Source organism: Pseudomonas sp. MWU12-2029 (assembly GCF_023242425.1).
Lineage (GTDB): Bacteria > Pseudomonadota > Gammaproteobacteria > Pseudomonadales > Pseudomonadaceae > Aquipseudomonas > Aquipseudomonas kribbensis.
The window spans coordinates 578,404-598,302 of sequence record NZ_JALJDY010000002.1 but is presented as its reverse complement, the minus strand read 5'-3'; the positions used below and the strand labels follow the sequence as shown (position 1 = coordinate 598,302).

Genomic DNA, 19,899 nt, shown 5'->3' with positions numbered 1-19,899 from the left:
CTCTCGGGTGTCGGTGTCGGCGCAGTTTCAACGAGGGGCATTTCTTGTGCTCAAAGCAATTTGTTTCAAAACTTGACTGAATTTCCCCTCCAATGCCATATTGATAGTTAGCAAACTAACAGTGTGTGCATTCCCTCGTGCCGAATACCCTCGACGCTCTCCAGATGAACATCAGCAGTGCCATGGTGGTAGCCGCCAGGCATTGGCGGAAGATCTGCCAGACCACGCTGGTCAACTATGGTATTTCCGAAGCCTGCGCCGTCCCGTTGTTGATGATCGGGCGGCTGGGGGAGCGCGTGCATCAGGTGCAGGTGGCGCAGGCGGCGGGGATCGAGAGTCCTTCGCTGGTGCGGCTGCTCGATCAGTTGTGCCACGCCGGCTACGTTTGCCGCACTGAAGACCCGCAGGATCGCCGCGCCAAATGCCTGAGCCTGACCGACACCGGCCGCGAACTGGTGCAGGCGGTGGAAGGCGAGCTGGTGCGTCTGCGTCATGAAGTGCTCGAAGGCATCGACCGGAGTGATCTGGAAGCTACGCTTCGAGTATTGAGGGCTTTCGAAGCGGCCAGTCCGCCAGCGGTGACCCATCCGTGAACGGCTTTTTTTCCGGCATTCCTCCGGCCCGGGACTGGTTCTACGGGATCCGTACCTTCGCGGCGTCGATGATCGCGTTGTACATCGCCTTGCTCATGCAGATGCCGCGTCCGTACTGGGCGATGGCCACGGTGTACATCGTTTCCAGCCCGTTCCTCGGGCCGACCAGTTCCAAGGCGCTGTATCGGGCGATCGGTACGTTCCTCGGCGCCGCTGCGGCGGTGCTGTTCGTGCCGATGTTCGTGCAGAGCCCGTATGTGCTGGTGGTGGTCATCGCGTTGTGGACCGGGATTCTGCTGTTCCTGTCCCTGCATCTGCGCACCGCCAATAACTACGCGCTGATGCTCGCCGGCTACACCTTGCCGCTGATCGCCCTGCCGGTGGTGGATAACCCGCTGGCGGTTTGGGACGTGGCGGAGGCGCGGACTGAAGAGATCTTCCTCGGCATCGCGGTCGCTGCCGTGGTCGGGGCGATGTTCTGGCCACGGCGCCTGGCGCCGGTGTTCAACGATGCAGTCAGCAAGTGGTTTGCTGATGCGACCACCTACAGCCTGAAATTCCTCAGCCGCGACGTGAACCCCGAAGAAGTCACTGCCTTGCGCATGGCCATGGTCGGCAGTTTCAACAGCCTGGAATTGATGATCGGCCAGTTGCCGCACGAAGGCGCGCGGCCGCAGACGGTGCGCAACACCAAGGAACTGCGCGGGCGGATGATTCATCTGCTGCCGGTGATCGATGCGCTGGAGGATTCGCTCTACGCCCTCGAACGGCGCACGCCGGAACTGGTGGAAAAGTTCGCGCCGCTGCTCACTGCCACCCGCGAATGGCTCGGCTACAAAGACGCCGATCTCGACCGCTGGCAAGCCCTGCGGGATCAGCTCGAAGCCCTGCAACCGAGCGCCGAAGCCCTGGAAGATCGCAAACAGTTGCTGTTCTCCAACGCGCTGTACCGTCTTGGCGAATTCATCGATCTGTGGCAGGACTGCCGCAGTCTGCAGGACGCGATCCTGTGCGAACGCCAGGACAGCTGGCGCGCGGTTTACCGCCACTGGCGCCTCGGTCGTCTGACGCCGTTCCTCGACCGTGGGCTGATGATGTATTCGGTGGCGTCGACCATTCTGGCGATCATCGTCGCCTCGACATTGTGGATTCTGCTGGGCTGGACCGACGGCGGCAGCGCGGTGATTCTGGCGGCGGTGTCATGTAGCTTCTTTGCTTCGATGGACGACCCGGCACCGCAGATCTACCGGTTCTTTTTCTGGACCGGGATGTCGGTGCTGTTCGCCAGTCTGTACCTGTTTCTGGTGCTGCCGAACCTGCACGACTTCCCGATGCTGGTGCTGGCGTTTGCCATCCCGTTCATCTGCGTCGGTACGCTGACGGTGCAGCCACGGTTTTACCTCGGCATGTTGCTGACACTGGTCAACACCTCGTCGTTCATCAGCATCCAGGGCGCCTACGACGCCGACTTCTTCGCGTTTGCCAACTCCAACCTGGCGGGTCCGCTGGGGTTGTTGTTCGCTTTCATCTGGACCCTGATCGCCCGGCCGTTCGGCGCCGAACTGGCGGCCAAGCGCCTGACCCGTTTCAGCTGGAAAGACATCGTCAGCATGACTGAACCGGCGAACCTCGCCGAGCACCGACAACTGGGCGTGCAGTTGCTCGACCGCCTGATGCAGCACCTGCCGCGCCTGGCGCTGACCGGTCAGGACACCGGCATCGCCATGCGCGAAGTGCGCGTAGGGCTGAACCTGCTCGATCTGCTGGCCTACACCCCGCGCGTGACCGGTGCGCCGAATGTCTTGCTGCAGCAAGTGGTGGCCGAGGTCGGCGAGTATTTCCGCGCCTGCCTCAAGGCCGGCGAACGCCTGCCGGCGCCGAGCGCCTTGCTGATGACCATGGACCGCACCCGTCGTGCGCTCAACGGCCACGGCGATGAAGAAACCCGACTACACCTGTTGCACGCCTTGAGCGGTTTGCGTCTGGCGCTGTTGCCCGGCGTCGAATTCGTCTCCAGTGCCGAGCCCGAAGAACCGCTGCCCGAAGGAGCGCCCCTATGATCGGTGACCTGGACATCAGCGGCATCTTCCTGCCGACCCTGCTGGTGCTGATGGGCATCACTTACGTGCTGTTCGTGCTGGTACACGGCGTGCTCACACGCCTGCATTTCTACCGTCTGGTCTGGCACCGGGCATTGTTCAACGTGGCCCTCTACGCCGTGATGCTGTACGGCGTGGACTCACTCAGTCGATACCTGATGACATGAAAAAACCGTTTTTGACTATCGGTCGCGTGATGCTGACCTTGCTGATCGTGGCTTTCGCCGTCGTCGTGGTCTGGCGCATGGTGATGTATTACATGTTCGCGCCCTGGACCCGCGACGGCCACATCCGTGCCGACATCGTGCAGATTGCCCCGGACGTGTCCGGGCTGATCCAGCAGGTCGAGGTCAAGGACAACCAGTTGGTGAAACGTGGCCAGGTGCTCTTCAGCATCGATCAGGACCGTTTCAAACTGGCGTTGCGTCAGGCCAAGGCAGCCGTTGCCGACCGCGAAGAGACCCTCGCTCAGGCCCAGCGTGAAGCCAAGCGTAACCGTGGCCTGGGCAATCTGGTGCCGGCCGAACAGCTGGAAGAAAGCCAGTCGAAAGTCGCTCGCGCGCAATCGGCACTGGCCGAAGCGCTGGTGACGGTGGACAGCGCCCAGCTCAACCTCGACCGCTCGGTGATCCGCAGCCCGGTGGACGGTTACGTCAACGACCGTGCGCCGCGCGCGCAAGAGTTCGTCACCGCCGGACGTCCGGTGCTGTCGGTGGTGGACAGCAACTCGTTCCACATCGACGGCTACTTCGAAGAGACCAAACTCGACGGCATCCACATCGGTCAGTCGGTGGATATCCGTGTGATCGGTGACCGCGCCCGTTTGCGCGGGCATGTCGAAAGCATCGTCGCCGGCATCGAAGACCGTGACCGTTCGAGCGGCAGCAACCTGCTGCCCAACGTCAATCCGGCGTTCAGCTGGGTGCGTCTGGCGCAGCGGATTCCGGTGCGCATCGCCTTCGACGACGTGCCGGAAGACTTCCGCATGATCGCCGGGCGTACCGCCACGGTGTCGATCATCGATGATCAGCAGGAGCCCGCGAAATGAGCAGGGCCCTGATGATCGCCGGTCTGGGCGTGATGTTGTCGGCCTGTTCCATGGTCGGGCCGGACTATCACTTGCCGGGTGACGCGGCGATTCAGCGCAAGGATTTTCAGGGCGATCTGGCGGTGGCCGGCAAGCCTGTTGTTTCTACTCCCGTGCCGGCGGACTGGTGGCGGTTGTATCGCGATCCGCGTCTGGACCAACTGGTGCAGCAGGCCATGGCCTCCAACACCGATCTGCGGGTGGCGGCGGCGAACCTGTCGCGGGCCCGTGCCCAGGTCGATGAGGCCGAGGCGGCCGGGGGCTGGAGCGGCGGCGTGAAAATGGGCGCCCAGCGCTTGCAGGAATCCGGTCAGGCATTCCTGCTGCCGGAGAAAGTCCCGGTGGCCAACGTCGCCGACATCGGCATCAGCGCGTCCTACCAGTTCGACCTGTGGGGCGTCCTGCAGCGCGGGATCGAAGCGGCGAAAGCCAACGCTGACGCGACCCAGGCCGCCGCCGACACCGCGCGCATAACCCTGGTCGCCGATGTGGTCCGGGCTTACACCCAGGTTTGCGCGGCCAACGAAGAGCGGGAAATCGCCCAGCATTCCCTCGACCTGCAATCCCAGAGCACCACGCTGATCCAGCGTCTGCGCGATGCCGGGCGCGGCGACGAAACCCAGGTCACCCGATCGCAGACCCAATTCAAATCCCTGCGCGCCGACCTGCCGCGTTATGAGGCTGCGCGTCAGGCCGGGCTGTTCCGTCTGTCGATGCTGCTGGCCAAACCGGTCGAGCAATTGCCGGCCGGCACCGCGACCTGCGCCGAACTGCCGAAAATCGCCCAACTGGTGCCGGTCGGCGATGGCGCTGCACTGCTCAAGCGCCGTCCGGATATCCGCCAGGCCGAGCGTCGACTGGCGGCAGCGACCGCCGGGATCGGCATCGCCACCGGCGAGCTGTACCCGGACATCAGCATCGGCGCGACCATCGGCACCGTCGGCATTGTCTCCGACCTTGGCGACCCGTCGACCAACCGCTGGGGCTTTGGCCCGTCGCTGAGCTGGAAGGTGCCGACCAACGGCGCCCGGGCACGTATCCGCGAAGCCGAAGCCTCGACCCAGGGCGCGCTGGCGCATTTCGACGGGGTGGTGCTCAACGCCATCCGCGAAACCCAGACCGGCCTGGCTCAGTACACCGCGCTGCTGCAACGCCGCGACGCCCTGGCCGATGCCGAGCAGTCGGCGAAGCTGGCGGCTGGCCAGACTCACCGCTTCTTCCAGGCGGGCCGCGAGTCGTTCCTCGCCGACCTGCAAGCCACCCGCACCTACACCGATGTCACCGCGCAACTGGCCGCCGCCAACACCCAGGTTGCCATGAGCCAGATCGATTTGTTCCTCGCCCTCGGCGGCGGTTGGGAAAGCGGACGAACGCAAGCCTCGAGCGCCAGCAAACCCTGAGGCCGTTGCTATGCTTTGAAGTGTTGGAGGGGCGCCCTGAGCAAGGCGCCTTTTCAGTGCACATTGCTAGCGCAGGTCTAGGGGAAACCAATAATGAAAAACCCTTACGCTCTCGGCTTCTGGTGCGCCCTGGTCGCACTGGTGCTGCTGTCTGCCACCTATTTCTACGGCATTATGCTGGCCCATCAGATCGACAAGGCGATGGTCTTCCTCGACAGCGCGACCGCGTTGATCGCGGTGATGGCGATCGTGGTGGTGGCCTGGTCGCTGGTGCAAGTGCAAAAGCTCAAGAAACGCCAGCTTGAGCAAAGCAAGACGCTGCTGCTGATCTGGGACACCAAAGTCGCGCTGCGCAAAGTCGAAACCGTGTTCGACCGCTACTTCTGGGGCAGCTACTGGCAACCGGGACGCACCTTCGCCGAAGTCATGGGCGAACTGACCGGCACCCCGCTGGAAAAAAGCCTCGAAGCCCTGAAAAAACAGTGTCTGGAGCTCGACAGGCAAGTCGCCGATGACGGCTGGCACTGGCTGAACAACGCCCGTGAACTGTCCGATGTGGCCACGGCCATGGCCCGCGAGCGTTATCAACTGGATTTCTGTGATCCGCGCGGCGACGGGCCGGGCGGGGCGGTGATCGACCGGGATTTCGAGGTGCTCGTGTACACTTGGACCGCACGCCTGAAAAGCTTCGATCATCAGCTCGATGAGATCGAGGTCCAATATTCCTGATCCCGAAAAGATCGCCGAACCCGGCGATCTTTTTGTTTGTCCATGTCCCGTGGACACTCTTTAACCTTTAAACATTGGGCCGCCCTGCGCGGCCAGTGCTAATCTCCACCGCTAAATTCAGCGGAGTCGAACCACGGCCCGGTCACGGGTTCACGGAAGACGACCATACATTCAGCCACGGAAATCGATCAGGTCATTCATGAATAAATCAGCAGGCGTGCTTCTCGGAATCGTTGTTGCCATCGGCGCCATCAGCGTCGGCGGGGCCTGGTATACAGGCACCAAGATTGAAGGCGTGCTCAACAACGCCGTCGTCGACGCCAACAAAGAGCTGCAGACCGCCATGGCCGGTTCCAACGGCAGCGCGTCGCTGGAGCTGGTATCGCTGGAGCGTCACACCTTCAGCAGCACCGCGCACTATCGCCTCAAGGGCGAAGGCGAGATGTTCGGTGAAGCGCCGGTCGAGCTGCTGTTCGTCGACCACATCGAACACGGCCCGCTGCCGTTCTCGCGTCTGGTCTCGCTGAAATGGCTGCCGGTCATGGCCACCAGTCACTACGAGCTGGAGAAGACTCCGGTCACCGAAAAATGGTTCGCCGCCACCAAGGGCGCTGCGCCACTCAAGGGTGTGGTCAACATCGGCTACGACCAGTCCACCACCGGCAACCTCGAACTGCTGCCGCTGGAAACCGCGCTGGATGACAAGTCGAGCCTGAAGTTTTCCGGTCTGAACATGGACATTTCCGCCAGCGCCCAGGCGCAGAAGGTCAAGGCCAACGGCTACATGGACAGCCTGCACCTGACCACCGTGGCTGAAGACCAGGCGCCGGTGCAGATCGAACTCAACGGCCTGACCCTGGCCAGCAACCTGAACAAGAGCAGCTACGGCTATTACACCGGTGAGAACACGCTGGAGCTGACCAGCAGCAAAACCACTTTCGGCGCCAAGCAGTTGGTGCTGGGCGTGAAGAACTTCGAGATGAAGAACCTCACCGAAGAAAACGGCAGCAACGCCTCCGGCCGTGCCGACTACAAAATCGGCGAAGTGACCCTCAACGACAAGAAAATCGGCTCGGCCAACCTGGCCATGAGCCTGAAGAATCTCGACATTCCGTCGGCCCTGTCGCTGATGCAGATCTACCAGACCAAGCTGCAGCCGTACGAAAAAGCCGCCGCCGAAGCCACCGCCGCCGGCCTGCCGGCGCCCGAGCTGAACCTGACCGAAGCCGAGTCCGCCCAGGTCAAGGCTGACATGCAGAAACTGCTGGCCGCCGGCCCGCAACTGGCGCTGGAAGACCTGTCGCTGAAAACCGCCAACGGTGAAAGCCGCGCCAACCTGGTGCTCGACCTGACCAAACCGGCCTCGATGGACCTGCCACCGGATCAACTGGGCAAACAGATGATCGCCCTGCTGGACCTCAATGTGCAGGTATCCAAGCCAATGCTGGTGGATCTGCTCAGCGTGCAGGCCCAGATCGACGGTCAGACCGACGCCAAAGCCATTGTTGACCAGGCCAGCGCCGCCGCCGACATGTTCTCCGGCATGGCTGTGGGTTCGCAGCTGGCAACGCTGGACGGCACTAATGTGACGACCAAATTGCACTACGCCGCCAATCAGGTGGAGTTCAACGGCCAGAAGATGACCGTAGAGCAATTCGTCGGCTTCCTGATGAGCAAATTCGCTGGCGTGAGCGTCAGCCAGGAACAGTAAAACCCCGCGCAACACCGCAGCGCCCGGCCTTTGCCTTCTGCAAACGCCGGGCGTTTTGCTGTCTGGAATCTGCGTTTGCGGCGAGCCCCCGCGTTTTCGGTCACGAATCTGAACAAATATTGTGTTCTGAATATTGGTCTACGCTTGCGTGCAAGACTGCTTGGATTAGCTTGGCCGAGTGATACCGACTTGGCCTCCGTCACGAATCGGGCAAGGGGGGGCGTAGCTACCCGGCTGGCCATGTAAGGATGCTGACGAATGCCGCGTATTGATGTTCCTGTATTACATCGTGGTCTACGCCCTTTGTTTCGAGTCGCGCTGTGCAGCCAGTTGCTCTGGCCCGCATTGGCGCTGGCCGATACGCCCTATGATCAGATGGTGCGTGATGCGCGTGCCGGGCAAACCACGCCTGCACTGAACGTGCTGCGTCAGGTTCCACCGGGTCAATCGACCACGGGGCAGGTCAGCGATCACCTGCAAATTGCCAGTTGGGCCGGGCTCGATGCCGAAGTGGTCAAGGTTTATGAAACCGAGGGCCGCAACCGTGTCCTGCCTGTTCAGGCCCTGACTGCCACTGCCCGGGCCTATCGCAATCTCAAACGCTGGGATCAGGCCACCGAGGTCTACAACAAGGCCCTGGCGTTGGAACCGAACAATGCCGACCTGCAACTGGGTCTGGCGTTGACCCAGGCTGATTCCGGCAAACCCGATGAGGCCGTGACCCGCGCCAAGGCATTGGTTGCCGTCAAGCCTGACGATCCTTCCCGCCGCCTCGCACTGGGCTATGCCCTGACCCGCGCCGGCAAACAATACGACGCACTGTTCGAATACGATCAGGCCTTCACTCGCGCCGGCAGCAAACCGGAAGTCGCCCGTGAATACGTGGTGGCCCTGCAAAAGGCCCGTCTGCCCGAACCTGCACTGCGCCTGGCCAACCAGCGTCCGGGATTGATCGATCCGGTAACGCTACGCCGCCTCGAAGGCGATCTGGCCGCCGAACGTGTGCGCCTCGCCGAATTCGCCACCCGCAGCGAAAAAGAACGTTATGTAATCGCCGACCGCGCACTGGCCGACTACGACAAGCTGCTCGCCACCTGGACCCCCGACGCCAGCGCCCACGATGACGTGACCCGCTGGCGCATCGATCGCATGGGCGCCCTCAAGGCCCGGGCGCGCACCGCCGACGTCATCACCGAATACCAGAAGCTGCAAGCCGAAGGCGTGAAGATTCCGACCTACGCCCTGCGCTGGGTGGCCGCGTCCTATCTGGATCAGCGGCAACCGGAAGTTTCCACCGACTTGTATCGCCAGGTGCTCTCGGCACCGGACGCCGATGCCGGTGATCGCCTTGAAGACACCACCGCGTTGTATTACTCGCTGCTGGAAAGCGACCGTGCCGAAGAAGCACGCAAGGTCGCCGAAGACTTGGCCAAAAACGAGAAACCGCGCGTCGAACTCAAGGGCCTGCCGATCGGCAACCCCAGCGACGACTGGATGGACGCCCAATTGCTGTCGGCCCAGGCCGCCGGTACCTACGGCGCGGACCTGCCCCATGGCGAGGATCGCTTGCAGACGCTGGTCGATCAAGCGCCGGGCAACGTCGGCCTGCGCCTGTCCCAGGCCGATCTGTACCTGGCCCGCCAATGGCCCCGTCGTGCGGAAAGTCAGCTCAAGGAAGTCGAGAGCATGGTGCCCCGGGACATGGGCCTGGAAGTCGCTCAGGCCCGTACCGCCATGACCCTTCAGGAATGGCGGCAGATGGATGCCCTGACCGACGACGTCGTCGAGCGTTTCCCGGACAACCGTCAAGTCCAGCGTGCCGCCCGTGAGCGTGAAGTGCATGACATGTCCGAGCTGCGCGTCGAAGCCTACGGCGGCAAGGCCAATGGCGGCAGCGGTGGCAATGCCGGCGCAGTCAGCGGCAGCCGGGACTTCGGCATCCAGAGCACGCTGTACAGCCCGCCGATCGATGAAGACTGGCGGGTGTTTGCCGGGATCGGTTACGCCACCGGCGACTTCGCCGAAGGCACCGGCAACCACCGCTTCCAGCGTGTCGGTCTGGAGCGACGCACCCGTGACATGACCCTCGAAGCGGAAGTCTCCAACCATTCCTACGGTTATGGCGACAAGCAGGGTGCCCGTCTGGCGATTGCCCGGGACATCAACGACAACTGGCAGTACGGCGGCAGTCTTGAATACCTGTCGGCCGACACCCCGCTGCGCGCGTTGAACAGCAACATCAAGGCCAACGGCGGCAGCGGTTTCATCCGCTGGCGCGCCAACGAAAGCCGCGAGTGGAAACTGTCGGTCAGCCCCTCGCATTTCAGCGACGGCAACAACCGCGTCGAAGCCTTGTTGACCGGACGCGAGGGCGTCTACAGCACGACTCATGTGCAGGTCGATGCCGGTCTGGAGGTCAGCACCAGCCACAACTCGAATTCCGAAGACGTGCCTTACTACAACCCGAAGGCGGACTTCAGCGTGATGCCGACGGTCAACGTCAACCACGTGCTCTACCACCGCTACGAAACCTCCTGGAGCCAGCAGTTCCAGGCCGGTGCGGGTACGTACAGCCAGCGTGACCACGGCACCGGCGGCATGGCGATGCTCGGCTACGGCCAGCGTTATGCCTGGAACGACGTATTCGAGGTGGGCGGTTTGTTCAGTGTGATCAACCGGCCCTACGACGGTGATCGGGAAACCGATCTGCGTCTGCTCGTCGACCTCACTTTCCGCTTCTAGAAGAGTTTGAAGATGCCTTTTATTTCGCGTTTCATCCTTCTGCTGGGAGTGCTGCTGGTCAGCGCCTGCGCCCAGCAAGCCCCGGCCTTCGCGCCGCCGTCGGAGCGTCCGCTGGCGGCCAATGAAAAACCATGGCCGAAAAACCACGTGCTGGGCATTGCCTATCACGACGTCGAGGATCGTGATCCCGATCAGGCCGTGGTGGCGGTGCGCACCGAGCGCATGATCGAGCAACTGGCGTGGCTGCGGGAAAACAACTACAAGCCGGTGACGGTCGATCAGATCATGGCCGCGCGCAAGGGCGGGCCGGAACTGCCGCCCAAAGCCATCCTGCTCAGCTTCGACGATGGCTATTCGAGTTTCTATACCCGCGTGCTGCCGGTGCTGCGTGCCTATAACTGGCATGCGCTGCTTGCACCGGTCGGCGTCTGGATCGACACACCACTGAATCAGCCGGTGGATTTTGCCGGCGCCATGCGTCCGCGTTCCGACTTCCTGACCTGGGATCAGGTGCGCGAAATCTCGCAATCCGGCCTGGTGGAAATCGCCGCCCACACCGACGCCAGCCACAAAGGCATCCTCGCCAACCCGCAAGGCAACATGCAGCCGGCGGCCGCGACCCGTCGTTACGATCCGGTGACCAAACGCTATGAATCCGAGGCGGATTTCCAGGCGCGGATCCGCACCGACGTGGCCACCATCTCGGAAAAAATCCGCAAGGCCACCGGCAAGAAGCCACGGGTCTGGGTCTGGCCTTACGGCACGGCGGACGGCACTTCGCTGACTGTGGTGAGTGAGCAGGGCTACGAAATGGCCCTGACCCTCGACGACGGCCTCGATGCCCTCGACAACCTGATGAGCAGCCCACGGTTCCTCGTTGCGTCTGACCCGGACGGCGAGCATTTCGCCAACAGCATCGTCGCGGTGCAGTCGGACTTCGCCATGCGCGTGGTGCACGTGGATCTGGACAACGTTTATGACCCGGATCCGGCGCAGCAGGAAGTGAACCTCGGCAAGCTGATCCAGCGCATGGCCGACATGGGCGCCAACACCGTGTTCCTGCAAGCCTTCGCCGATCCGAAAGGCGATGGTCTGGTGCATTCGCTGTATTTCCCCAACCGCCACTTGCCGGTGCGTGCCGACATTTTTGACCGTGTCGCCTGGCAGCTGCGTACCCGGGCTCACGTGAAAGTGTTCGCCTGGATGCCGGTGCTGAGCTTTGCGCTGGATTCGAAGCTGCCACGAGTCACCCGCTGGGACCCGAAGACCGGCACCACGTCGGTCGATCCGGATCAGTACAAGCGACTGTCGCCGTTCGATCCTGAAGTGCGGCGAATCATCGGTGAGATCTACGAAGACGTGGCGCGCCTGACCTCGGTGGACGGCATCCTTTACCACGATGACGCCGTGCTGTCGGATTTCGAGGACGCCAGCCCCGAAGCGTTGAAGGCCTATGTTGCCCACGGTCTGCCGGGCTCGATTGCCGCCCTGCGTGACGATCCGGCGGCCATGCAGCGCTGGACCCGGTTCAAGAGCCGCTACCTGATCGACTTCACCAACGAACTGACCGCCAAGGTCCGGGCGATCCGGGGCCCGCAGGTGCTGACTGCGCGCAACATCTTCGCCGAGCCGGTGCTCAACCCCGAGAGCGAAGCGTGGTTCGCGCAGAACCTCGACGATTTCCTCGTGAGCTACGACTGGACGGCGCCGATGGCCATGCCGCTCATGGAAAAACAGACCCATGCGCAATCCGGCCCGTGGCTGGAAGACCTGGTGGCGAAGATCAAGCAGCGCCCCGGAGCGCTGGATCGCACGGTGTTCGAATTGCAGGCCCGGGACTGGACGAAAAAAGACCAGGCCGACATCGACGGTGCACAACTGGCCGACTGGATGGGCCGTCTCAAGCGTCAGGGCGCGACGAGTTTCGGCTACTACCCGGACAACTTCCTCGAGAACCTGCCGGACCTGAAAACCGTGCGGCCTGCGCTCTCCAACAAATGGAACCCATGACATGCTGGATAGACTGCTGGCCCTGCTTGTTCTGGCGATCGTCCTCGGCGTCCCGCTGGGGCTGATCTTCCTGGTCACCGGGCAATTCCTGATGGACTTCGTGTTCTTCTACCCGCTGTTCATGTCCGGGTTGTGGATTTCCGGCGGCCTGTATTTCTGGCTGCACTGGGAGCGGCACTGGCCGTGGAAGGACGACACCCTGCCGCCGCCGCTGGAAGGCGAACCGCTGATTTCGATCCTGATCCCTTGCTACAACGAGGGCGACAATGCCGCCGACACCATTCACGCGGCGCTGGCCCAGCATTACCCGAACATCGAAGTCATCGCGATCAACGACGGCTCCAAGGACAACACCGCGCAAGTGCTGGATGCGCTGGCCAAGGAAGACCCACGGCTGCGGGTGCTGCACCTGGCGGAAAACCAGGGCAAGGCCGTGGCCCTGCGCATGGGCGCCATTGCGGCGCGCAGTGAATATCTGGTGTGCATCGACGGTGACGCGCTACTGGCGCCGAACACCGCTGCTTACCTTGTCGCGCCAATGCTCGACAATGCGCGGCTCGGCGCGGTGACCGGCAACCCGCGGATCCGCACGCGTTCGACGCTGGTCGGGCGGGTTCAGGTCGGCGAGTTCTCGTCGATCATCGGGCTGATCAAACGCACCCAGCGGGTGTTCGGGCGGATCTTCACCGTGTCCGGTGTGATCGTCGCGTTCCGCCGCACCGCGCTGAACCGGGTCGGCTATTGGAGCCCGGACATGATCACCGAAGACATCGACATCAGCTGGAAACTGCAACTGGACCACTGGAGCATCTTCTACGAGCCCCGTGCCCTGTGCTGGATCCTGATGCCGGAAACCCTGCGCGGCCTGTGGAAGCAGCGCCTGCGCTGGGCCCAGGGCGGTGCCGAAGTGCTGTTCAAGAATATTCGCGGGATCTGGCAGTACCGTCACCGTTACCTGTGGCCACTGCTGTTCGAATACTGCCTGTCGACCGGTTGGGCGTTCACCTTCCTGCTGTCGGTGATCTTCTGGGGGATGGGCAAGTTCATGGTCATGCCCGAAGCCATTGCCGTGCATCACCTGATGCCGCCGGCGTTCACCGGACTGTTGCTGGCGTTTGTCTGCCTGGTGCAGTTCGCGGTCAGCATCATCATCGACCGACGCTATGAGCCGGGTCTGGGCAGAACCATGTTCTGGGTGGTCTGGTATCCGTTGGTGTTCTGGTTCATCAGTCTGCTGACCACGCTGGTCAGCTTTCCGAAGGTGCTGTTCGGCCAGCATCAGAAGCGTGCGCGCTGGGTCAGCCCTGACCGGGGCATCAAACCGGCGAGCGACGACGAAGAGGAGGTCATCAAATGAAAATCATCCGGACCCGCCAGCGGCCATTCCTGGTGGTGATCGACGTGATCCTCACGGTGCTGGCCTGGGTCGGCCTGCTGTATCTGCTGGTGCGCGGGCTGTGGCCGCTGATTGAAACCCACGCCGGCGGGCCGCGTATCGACAACTCGGCGTTCGAAGCGCTGGGGACCTTGCAGGTTTACCTGTGGGTGGCCCTAGTCAATGCCGTGATCCTGATTTCCTGGGCCCGTTATCAACAGCGCAAGAGCCGAAGTTTCGCCCAGCGTCGTCTGGCCGCGCCGGTGGTCGACGATGACGGCCTGAGCAAAAGCTTCAAGCTGTGCGATGACCGCCTGCAGAAGCTGCGCAGCCCGGGCGTCATTACCATCCACAACAATCAGGACGGTGATGTCAGTCATGTGGTGCCGCACCTGTGGCCGGTAGAGCCGGCGGAGCTGCCGCCACCGCTGGCGCCGCTGGAGCATCCACGCGTGATCTTTCTGCATGCCGAGGACGACGATAACCGTGAGCCGACGAACCGTCTGTAAGCGCGGTGATACCAATGGGCGTCATTTGCTACTGCCACGGCACGAACGGTACAGCTATAGTCTGCAGGCCGAAGACGGCCCAACTGCACAAGGTGCTCCCGGAATGACCCGATTGACCTCTCTCAACCCTTGGCTGGCGGCCGTTGCCGTCGCCCTTTGCGTGCAGTTTCCGGCGCAGGCCCAGGAGCGTTTCACCCTCAGCATTCCCGGTGTTTCGGACAACCGTCTGTTCACCGCGGCGGCAGCCAGTGACGCCGCCGGTTGCGGCGGCAAGAACCTGTCTCCGGCGCTGAGCTGGAACGCCGGCCCGGCCGCCACCCAGAGCTACGCCATCGTGATGCACGATCCGGACGGCCAGAAAGGCCTGGGCGTCGATCACTGGGTTCACTACGGCATCAAGGCCACGACCCGGCAGATCCCGGCCGGCAGCGGCACCAAGCCGACTTTCGAAGGCCTGGGCGGCACCAACAGCAAAGGCACGACCACTTATGTCGGCCCGTGCCCGCCAACCGGCGACAGCGCGCACCACTACATCATTCAGATTTACGCCCTGGACCTGGCCCCCGACGCCTTGCCGGCCGGCCTGACCCGCGCCCAACTGCTGGAAAAAATCAAAGGCCATGTGCTGCGCAACAGCAGTGCAGTGCGGCGTTATCACCGCTGAAAATAATGTCGGCGGCGTTTAACCCGAACTGAAAGGGCTGTCCGTCTCAGAGGTTGAATGGATCAATTCTTCCTCGAGGTCAGCCCCCATGTCTCTTCCTTCGATGCTTCTGCGACCCCTTGCTGCCGGTGTGCTGTTGGCCGTCGCCGGTTGCGGCATTTCCTCCAGCCCGGAATCCGCCGCCGTGCGGCCACCGGCACAGCCCTCTTCAAAACCCGTAGCGCAACAAGAGAGGGTCATGGCCGATCACTCTTTGGCCAAGCGCAGTGCATTGGCGGCGCCGACGGCCAGTTTTGCACCGATGCCCGCCGGGGAAAGTTATCCACAGGACTATCGCGCCGAGCCGCGCGAGCAGTACGAAACCCTGGCCGATAACCCGATCCACAGCGTCGCCGAAACGCCCGTCTCGACCTTCAGTGCCGATGTGGATACCGGCGCCTACGCCAACGTCCGCCGTCTGCTGAATCAGGGGCGCCTGCCGCCGGAAGGCGCGGTGCGGCTGGAGGAAATGGTCAATTACTTTCCCTATGACTATGCGTTGCCCACTGACGGATCGCCATTCGGCGTGACCACCGAACTGGCCGCTTCTCCCTGGAACCCACATACCCGCCTGCTGCGCATTGGCATCAAGGCCTCCGATCGTGCCGTGGCGGAGCTGGCCCCGGCCAACCTAGTGTTTCTGGTGGATGTGTCCGGCTCGATGGACCGTCGCGAAGGGCTGCCGCTGGTCAAAAGCACCCTGAAGCTGCTGGTCGATCAACTGCGCGAGCAGGATCGCGTTTCGCTGGTGGTGTATGCCGGCGAATCCAGAGTGGTGCTGGAGCCGACTTCCGGGCGGGAAAAAGCGAAGATTCGCACAGCCATCGAGCAGCTGACTGCGGGAGGCTCGACCGCTGGTGCCTCCGGCATCGAGCTGGCCTACCAAATGGCGCAACAAGCCTTCATGCCCAAAGGCATCAACCGCATCCTGCTGGCCACCGACGGTGACTTCAACGTCGGCGTCAGCGACTTCGATAGCCTCAAGCAAATGGCTGTGGATAAACGCAAGACCGGGATTTCCCTGACCACCCTGGGTTTTGGTGTGGATAACTACAATGAACATCTGATGGAACAACTGGCGGATGCCGGCGACGGCAACTACGCCTACATCGACAACCTGCGCGAGGCGCGCAAGGTGTTGGTGGATCAGCTCGGTTCGACCCTCGCCGTGGTGGCGAAAAACGTCAAGTTACAGGTGGAATTCAACCCGGCGCAGGTCAGTGAATACCGGCTGCTCGGCTACGAAAACCGCGCACTCAAGCGTGAGGATTTCAGCAATGACAAGGTCGATGCCGGTGAGATCGGTGCAGGCCATACGGTTACCGCGCTGTATGAAATTGTCCCCACAGGCGAGAAGGGCTGGCTGGAGCCACTGCGTTACGGAAAAACCGATGCAGTGGTTTCCGAGAAGAAAGGAGAACTGGCGATGCTGCGTGTGCGATATCAGAAGCCTGAAGGTGGGAAAAGTCTGCTGATCGAACGGCCGATTGCCAGTCAGGTTGCGCCCGCCAGTGAAGACCTGCGTTTTGCCGCCGCCGTCGCTGCGTTTTCCCAGCAACTCAAGGACGGCCGCTACACCGGTGATTTCAGCCTCAAGGACACCGAAGCGCTGGCCCGAGGTGCCCGTGGCGATGACCGCTTCGGCCTGCGTAACGAGTTCGTGCAACTGGTGGAACTGGCCCAGAGCCTGCGGACTTCGACCGCCTCCAACACGATGCCGACCGAGCGACGGATTGAATAGTGAGCCGCCTGAAGGGGTTTATCAGCCAGCTGTTTGCCAGCGCAGACAGCCTTGAGACCAGCAGCGACGAATCGCTGCTGGCCCGATATCGCGAGGGCGACGGCAAGGCGTTCGAGATCTTGTACGCCCGCCACCGCCAGAGCCTGTACCGGTTTCTGCTTGGGTTGAGCGGCAAGCCGGAGCTGGCCGAAGAGGTGTATCAGGAAACCTGGCTGAGCCTGATCCGCAGCGGCAGTCAGCCACAAGGTCGGGCGACTTTTCGTACCTGGCTGTTCCAGATTGCCCGCAACCGTCTGATCGATCACTGGCGCAAACACGGCGCCCATCAGCCGTTGCATGACAGCTACGACGAACAGACCCATGCGGTCAGTGACGATGCGAGCGACCCCGAACAACTGCTGAGCCTCAGTCGCGACAGTCAGCGCCTGGACAGCGCTCTGAAAGCCTTGCCCGCCGACCAGCGCGAAGTGTTTCTGCTGCGCGCCCACGGCAACCTAGACCTGGCGCAAATCGCCAGCCTCACCGAAACACCGCTGGAAACCGTCAAGAGCCGCTTGCGCTACGCCCAGCAAAAACTGCGTCGGCTGCTGGCCGAGGAGGTACTGACATGACGGACACCCGCCAGACACCCGAAGAGCAACTGCTCAAACATGTGCGCGAACAGCACAACGCCGAACCGCCGGCGCATCTCGATGCGCTGATTATCAGCGCCGCGCATCGCCAGGTCCTGGCACCGAAACCGAGCGTATGGCAGCGCTGGCTCAAGGTCTGCCAGACGCCGCGTTATCAGGTGGCTTTCGCCAGTCTGGTCGGCATCGCGCTGATGCTGTCGCTGGTGCATCGCGCCCCGGAACCCGTGGCTCATTACGATTTCGCCCCTGCCGCCAAACCTGCTGCGCCACTGGCTCGTAAAGAGGCCATCGAATCCCGGACATTATCAGCACCTGCTGGCGCGTTATCCGCACCTGCACCTGCACCTGCACCTGCACCTGCACCTGCACCAATGGCGGAAATGGCCGCGCCGATGCAGAGCGAATCGATCAGCGCCGACAGAACGGACGAAGCCATAGTGAGCAAACGCGCCGCCGCCCCGGCCAATGGCCTCGACAAGCAACTGCGCGAAGTCCTGCGCCTGCGCGAATCCGGTCAATCACAAGCGGCGGATACGCTGTACAACAATCTGCACAAGCGTTATCCGAGCGTGAATCTGGACCTGCGTCTCGAACAAATCCGCCAGAACTGACCGGTTGATCATCCAGCCATTTGGCATTGCCCCGCAAAAACGCGCACTATCGGGGCATTGCCGATGCGCTGGAGGATGCCGTGGCCCAAAAAATCGACCGCATCGCCCAAATGCTCAACTGCCCGGTGAAGGGTGAGGAACTGCGGCGAGCTGTGACGGAGAGTCGCAAGGAATTTCTTCTGGCCAAGCAGGCAGAAGAAGATCTGCAGGACGACGTTCTTGATGATGAGTGGATCGAGGACGACGAAGACGATGATGAATACGACGAGTTTGACTGGACGACGGAGTGATTCGCCAACCAGCAGGCACAAAAAAGCCTCAGACCTTTCGGCCTGAGGCTTTTTCGTTTCTGTTCATGGCGCACCAGGCGGGATTCGAACCCACGACCCCTGCCTTCGGAGGGCAGTACTCTATCCAGCTGAGCTACTGGTGCAGCGGGCGACATCATACCTAGGTCGGCTCGGGGCGTCCATGCCGGTTTTTGCCGGCTCATTGTCAGTGCTTGTGTCGAGCGAGGGCGCATTCCAAAAGGCTGTAACGTCCTGCAAAACGCTCTCGTGGCAGTTTGGCGAAGCTGTTCTATTGTTTTCCTGCGGCGGGTTCTTCGATCGCCTTACTCAGGGAGAAAAGCATGAGCGTCGTCAATCCTCAAATCACCGATTCCGTCACCCAGTCGAATGTGCAGGTCGTCGGTTCGGCACCGGCCACGGCCATCGCCACGCTGACCCAGGTCACCAGTCATGCGGTCAGTCTGGCGCTACAGAATGCGGTCAGCCATCAACAGGCGATGAACATTATCGGCAATGCCACGGTGGCGGCAGCCGTGCAGCAGATTCTGGCGGTGGGAGGGCGCTCCTGATGGCCGGGGAAAAGGCGCAGAGCGATAACGTGGAGCAACCGACCGTCGACCCGGCTGCCGCCGCCGCAGCGTTGCTCGAATCGCTCAATGAACATTTGCTCAAGCAATCGGCAGAGGGTGTGGGTGCCGAAGCCCTGAACCGGCAGATTGTCGATGCGGTGAACCTGCTGAACACACAGCTTGCTGCTCACGCGCCTGCTCTGGCGCAGCTGGGTTCGGAACTGCTGGTTCGTCAGGCCAGCGGGCTGGTGGCGCAATCGGCGGCGAGCTACTTCGATGGTGTCACCAAGCTCGCTCTGGCCTCTCAAGGTGTGCTGCTGCGCCAGATGACCGAGAGCATCATCAAGGATGACCTCGACGCGGCTACCGAAAGTGCGCTCGGCGCCTTGAATACCCATCTGCTGGTAGGCGGCGCTGCAGCGGTGGCCGCGGCGAGCGGAGTGCTGGACGCCGACGGGGTGAATCAGGCACTCGAGCGAATCAACCAGAGCATTGCCCAGTTCAGCGCCAGCCATCCCGAGCGGTCCGCAGGCGCCTGAGCAATATTTGCAACACCCACTGTCCCTTGAAAGGAGTCCGAACATGGCAACCGTGAATGATCAGATCACCGATGCGGTCACCCAGACCAGCGTCAAGGTGGTGGCCGAGGCACCGGCCATGGCGATGGGCAGCATTTATCAAAGCATGGCGCACTCGACCGGCATCCTGTTCGAGAATGCCGTCAGCGCTCAGCAGCAACAGAACACCTTGGCGCAGGCGGCAACCAACCAGGGCGTGATGCAGATTTACAGCGTCGATACCACGGCTGGCGCCGCTGCTACGGAAAAGCTGGGGCAGGCGGGTGTCGCTGACAACTTGACGAGTCTGTTGACGGTGCTCAAATCGTTTCAGAACAAGTAGTCACGCCCCTCTATTCCCTGCCGTTCGGCGGCGGCAGGGAACAGAGGCGTCTGTACGTTGATCCGAAATGTTCAGCAATTGCGGCGTTTTTGTTCTTTTTTTCGAACGACCTATTGTCCTTTACCCCCTTTGATCCTAGGATCCGTTTGAGATTTCAAACGCTCTTTGATCGGGTGCCGAGCCGCACGTGTTTGCAAC

Annotated in this window: 19 protein-coding genes and 1 tRNA gene; 19 read left to right on the top strand and 1 reads right to left on the bottom strand. The window is 62.2% G+C overall.

Going from position 1 to position 19,899, the window contains the following annotated elements; all coding sequences use genetic code 11:
- Nucleotides 1-164: 164 nt before the first annotated feature.
- The 16 genes from M5B44_RS07635 to M5B44_RS07560 all read left to right on the top strand — a co-directional run bounded on the left by M5B44_RS07635 (nt 165) and on the right by M5B44_RS07560 (nt 18,232).
- Nucleotides 165-593 (top strand): MarR family winged helix-turn-helix transcriptional regulator, encoded by a 429-nt coding sequence (locus tag M5B44_RS07635; RefSeq protein WP_248738715.1) that lies wholly within the window; start codon nt 165-167, stop codon nt 591-593.
- Nucleotides 590-2,653, top strand: a complete 2,064-nt coding sequence (locus M5B44_RS07630; RefSeq protein WP_248738714.1) for an FUSC family protein — start codon at nt 590-592, stop codon at nt 2,651-2,653. The genes M5B44_RS07635 and M5B44_RS07630 overlap by 4 nt, the downstream gene beginning before the upstream one ends.
- A complete protein-coding gene (locus tag M5B44_RS07625; RefSeq protein WP_007957657.1) occupies nt 2,650-2,859 on the top strand; it encodes a DUF1656 domain-containing protein in 210 nt (69 codons plus the stop codon). The genes M5B44_RS07630 and M5B44_RS07625 overlap by 4 nt, the downstream gene beginning before the upstream one ends.
- Entirely contained in the window at nt 2,856-3,740 is an 885-nt protein-coding gene (locus tag M5B44_RS07620) for an HlyD family secretion protein (RefSeq protein ID WP_085712635.1), read from the top strand. Before M5B44_RS07625 ends, M5B44_RS07620 begins: the two co-directional genes overlap by 4 nt.
- A complete protein-coding gene (locus M5B44_RS07615; protein WP_248738713.1) occupies nt 3,737-5,179 on the top strand; it encodes an efflux transporter outer membrane subunit in 1,443 nt (480 codons plus the stop codon). The genes M5B44_RS07620 and M5B44_RS07615 overlap by 4 nt, the downstream gene beginning before the upstream one ends.
- 93 nt (nt 5,180-5,272) lie before the next feature.
- Nucleotides 5,273-5,908 (top strand): NADH:ubiquinone oxidoreductase subunit N, encoded by a 636-nt coding sequence (locus M5B44_RS07610; RefSeq protein ID WP_114880957.1) that lies wholly within the window; start codon nt 5,273-5,275, stop codon nt 5,906-5,908.
- A 199-nt stretch (nt 5,909-6,107) separates the two neighbouring features.
- A complete protein-coding gene (locus tag M5B44_RS07605; protein ID WP_248738712.1) occupies nt 6,108-7,619 on the top strand; it encodes a YdgA family protein in 1,512 nt (503 codons plus the stop codon).
- A gap of 258 nt (nt 7,620-7,877) precedes the next feature.
- A complete protein-coding gene (gene pgaA, locus M5B44_RS07600) occupies nt 7,878-10,361 on the top strand; it encodes a poly-beta-1,6 N-acetyl-D-glucosamine export porin PgaA (protein ID WP_248738711.1) in 2,484 nt (827 codons plus the stop codon).
- Nucleotides 10,362-10,373: 12 nt separating this feature from the next.
- Nucleotides 10,374-12,371 (top strand): poly-beta-1,6-N-acetyl-D-glucosamine N-deacetylase PgaB, encoded by a 1,998-nt coding sequence (pgaB, locus tag M5B44_RS07595; protein WP_248738710.1) that lies wholly within the window; start codon nt 10,374-10,376, stop codon nt 12,369-12,371.
- A gap of 1 nt (nt 12,372) precedes the next feature.
- Nucleotides 12,373-13,728 (top strand): poly-beta-1,6-N-acetyl-D-glucosamine synthase, encoded by a 1,356-nt coding sequence (gene pgaC / locus M5B44_RS07590; RefSeq protein WP_248738709.1) that lies wholly within the window; start codon nt 12,373-12,375, stop codon nt 13,726-13,728.
- A complete protein-coding gene (gene pgaD / locus M5B44_RS07585; protein WP_119428556.1) occupies nt 13,725-14,255 on the top strand; it encodes a poly-beta-1,6-N-acetyl-D-glucosamine biosynthesis protein PgaD in 531 nt (176 codons plus the stop codon). The genes pgaC and pgaD overlap by 4 nt, the downstream gene beginning before the upstream one ends.
- A gap of 103 nt (nt 14,256-14,358) precedes the next feature.
- Nucleotides 14,359-14,919 (top strand): YbhB/YbcL family Raf kinase inhibitor-like protein, encoded by a 561-nt coding sequence (locus M5B44_RS07580; RefSeq protein WP_085712643.1) that lies wholly within the window; start codon nt 14,359-14,361, stop codon nt 14,917-14,919.
- An 88-nt stretch (nt 14,920-15,007) separates the two neighbouring features.
- Nucleotides 15,008-16,699 (top strand): vWA domain-containing protein, encoded by a 1,692-nt coding sequence (locus M5B44_RS07575; protein WP_248738708.1) that lies wholly within the window; start codon nt 15,008-15,010, stop codon nt 16,697-16,699.
- Nucleotides 16,700-16,728: 29 nt separating this feature from the next.
- Entirely contained in the window at nt 16,729-17,310 is a 582-nt protein-coding gene (locus M5B44_RS07570; RefSeq protein WP_248738748.1) for an RNA polymerase sigma factor, read from the top strand.
- The gene (locus M5B44_RS07565; RefSeq protein ID WP_248738707.1) at nt 17,307-17,942 is read left to right on the top strand and encodes a hypothetical protein; all 636 of its coding nucleotides are present in this window, start codon (nt 17,307-17,309) and stop codon (nt 17,940-17,942) included. Before M5B44_RS07570 ends, M5B44_RS07565 begins: the two co-directional genes overlap by 4 nt.
- A gap of 20 nt (nt 17,943-17,962) precedes the next feature.
- Nucleotides 17,963-18,232 carry a hypothetical protein gene (locus M5B44_RS07560; RefSeq protein WP_225739936.1) on the top strand — a complete coding sequence of 90 codons (270 nt, stop codon included), beginning with the start codon at nt 17,963-17,965 and terminating at the stop codon, nt 18,230-18,232.
- A gap of 66 nt (nt 18,233-18,298) precedes the next feature.
- On the opposite strand, the gene M5B44_RS07555 is transcribed toward M5B44_RS07560, so the two are convergent.
- Nucleotides 18,299-18,375 (bottom strand) — tRNA-Arg (locus M5B44_RS07555).
- A 198-nt stretch (nt 18,376-18,573) separates the two neighbouring features.
- Here M5B44_RS07555 and M5B44_RS07550 point away from each other — a divergent pair.
- Genes M5B44_RS07550 through M5B44_RS07540 form a run of 3 tightly spaced genes read left to right on the top strand, consistent with a single transcriptional unit; the run spans nt 18,574 to nt 19,701 of the window.
- Nucleotides 18,574-18,801: a RebB family R body protein gene (locus tag M5B44_RS07550; protein WP_085712646.1), complete on the top strand. Its 228-nt coding sequence runs from the start codon at nt 18,574-18,576 to the stop codon at nt 18,799-18,801.
- Nucleotides 18,801-19,340, top strand: a complete 540-nt coding sequence (locus M5B44_RS07545; RefSeq protein ID WP_085712647.1) for a hypothetical protein — start codon at nt 18,801-18,803, stop codon at nt 19,338-19,340. The genes M5B44_RS07550 and M5B44_RS07545 overlap by 1 nt, the downstream gene beginning before the upstream one ends.
- Before the next feature lie 43 nt (nt 19,341-19,383).
- On the top strand, nt 19,384-19,701 hold the full coding sequence (locus tag M5B44_RS07540) for a RebB family R body protein (RefSeq protein ID WP_085712648.1): 318 nt from the start codon (nt 19,384-19,386) through the stop codon (nt 19,699-19,701).
- Nucleotides 19,702-19,899: the final 198 nt, after the last annotated feature.

What these genes read in the sequence shown, in the direction of transcription:
- M5B44_RS07550 (WP_085712646.1), top strand. Translation starts at nt 18,574, where the DNA reads ATGAGCGTCGTCAATCCTCAAATCACCGATTCCGTCACCCAGTCGAAT.
- M5B44_RS07580 (WP_085712643.1), top strand. Translation starts at nt 14,359, where the DNA reads ATGACCCGATTGACCTCTCTCAACCCTTGGCTGGCGGCCGTTGCCGTC.
- M5B44_RS07610 (WP_114880957.1), top strand. Translation starts at nt 5,273, where the DNA reads ATGAAAAACCCTTACGCTCTCGGCTTCTGGTGCGCCCTGGTCGCACTG.
- M5B44_RS07605 (WP_248738712.1), top strand. Translation starts at nt 6,108, where the DNA reads ATGAATAAATCAGCAGGCGTGCTTCTCGGAATCGTTGTTGCCATCGGC.
- pgaD (WP_119428556.1), top strand. Translation starts at nt 13,725, where the DNA reads ATGAAAATCATCCGGACCCGCCAGCGGCCATTCCTGGTGGTGATCGAC.
- pgaC (WP_248738709.1), top strand. Translation starts at nt 12,373, where the DNA reads ATGCTGGATAGACTGCTGGCCCTGCTTGTTCTGGCGATCGTCCTCGGC.
- pgaA (WP_248738711.1), top strand. Translation starts at nt 7,878, where the DNA reads ATGCCGCGTATTGATGTTCCTGTATTACATCGTGGTCTACGCCCTTTG.
- M5B44_RS07540 (WP_085712648.1), top strand. Translation starts at nt 19,384, where the DNA reads ATGGCAACCGTGAATGATCAGATCACCGATGCGGTCACCCAGACCAGC.
- M5B44_RS07625 (WP_007957657.1), top strand. Translation starts at nt 2,650, where the DNA reads ATGATCGGTGACCTGGACATCAGCGGCATCTTCCTGCCGACCCTGCTG.
- pgaB (WP_248738710.1), top strand. Translation starts at nt 10,374, where the DNA reads ATGCCTTTTATTTCGCGTTTCATCCTTCTGCTGGGAGTGCTGCTGGTC.
- M5B44_RS07565 (WP_248738707.1), top strand. Translation starts at nt 17,307, where the DNA reads ATGACGGACACCCGCCAGACACCCGAAGAGCAACTGCTCAAACATGTG.
- M5B44_RS07620 (WP_085712635.1), top strand. Translation starts at nt 2,856, where the DNA reads ATGAAAAAACCGTTTTTGACTATCGGTCGCGTGATGCTGACCTTGCTG.
- M5B44_RS07575 (WP_248738708.1), top strand. Translation starts at nt 15,008, where the DNA reads ATGTCTCTTCCTTCGATGCTTCTGCGACCCCTTGCTGCCGGTGTGCTG.
- M5B44_RS07615 (WP_248738713.1), top strand. Translation starts at nt 3,737, where the DNA reads ATGAGCAGGGCCCTGATGATCGCCGGTCTGGGCGTGATGTTGTCGGCC.
- M5B44_RS07635 (WP_248738715.1), top strand. Translation starts at nt 165, where the DNA reads ATGAACATCAGCAGTGCCATGGTGGTAGCCGCCAGGCATTGGCGGAAG.
- M5B44_RS07545 (WP_085712647.1), top strand. Translation starts at nt 18,801, where the DNA reads ATGGCCGGGGAAAAGGCGCAGAGCGATAACGTGGAGCAACCGACCGTC.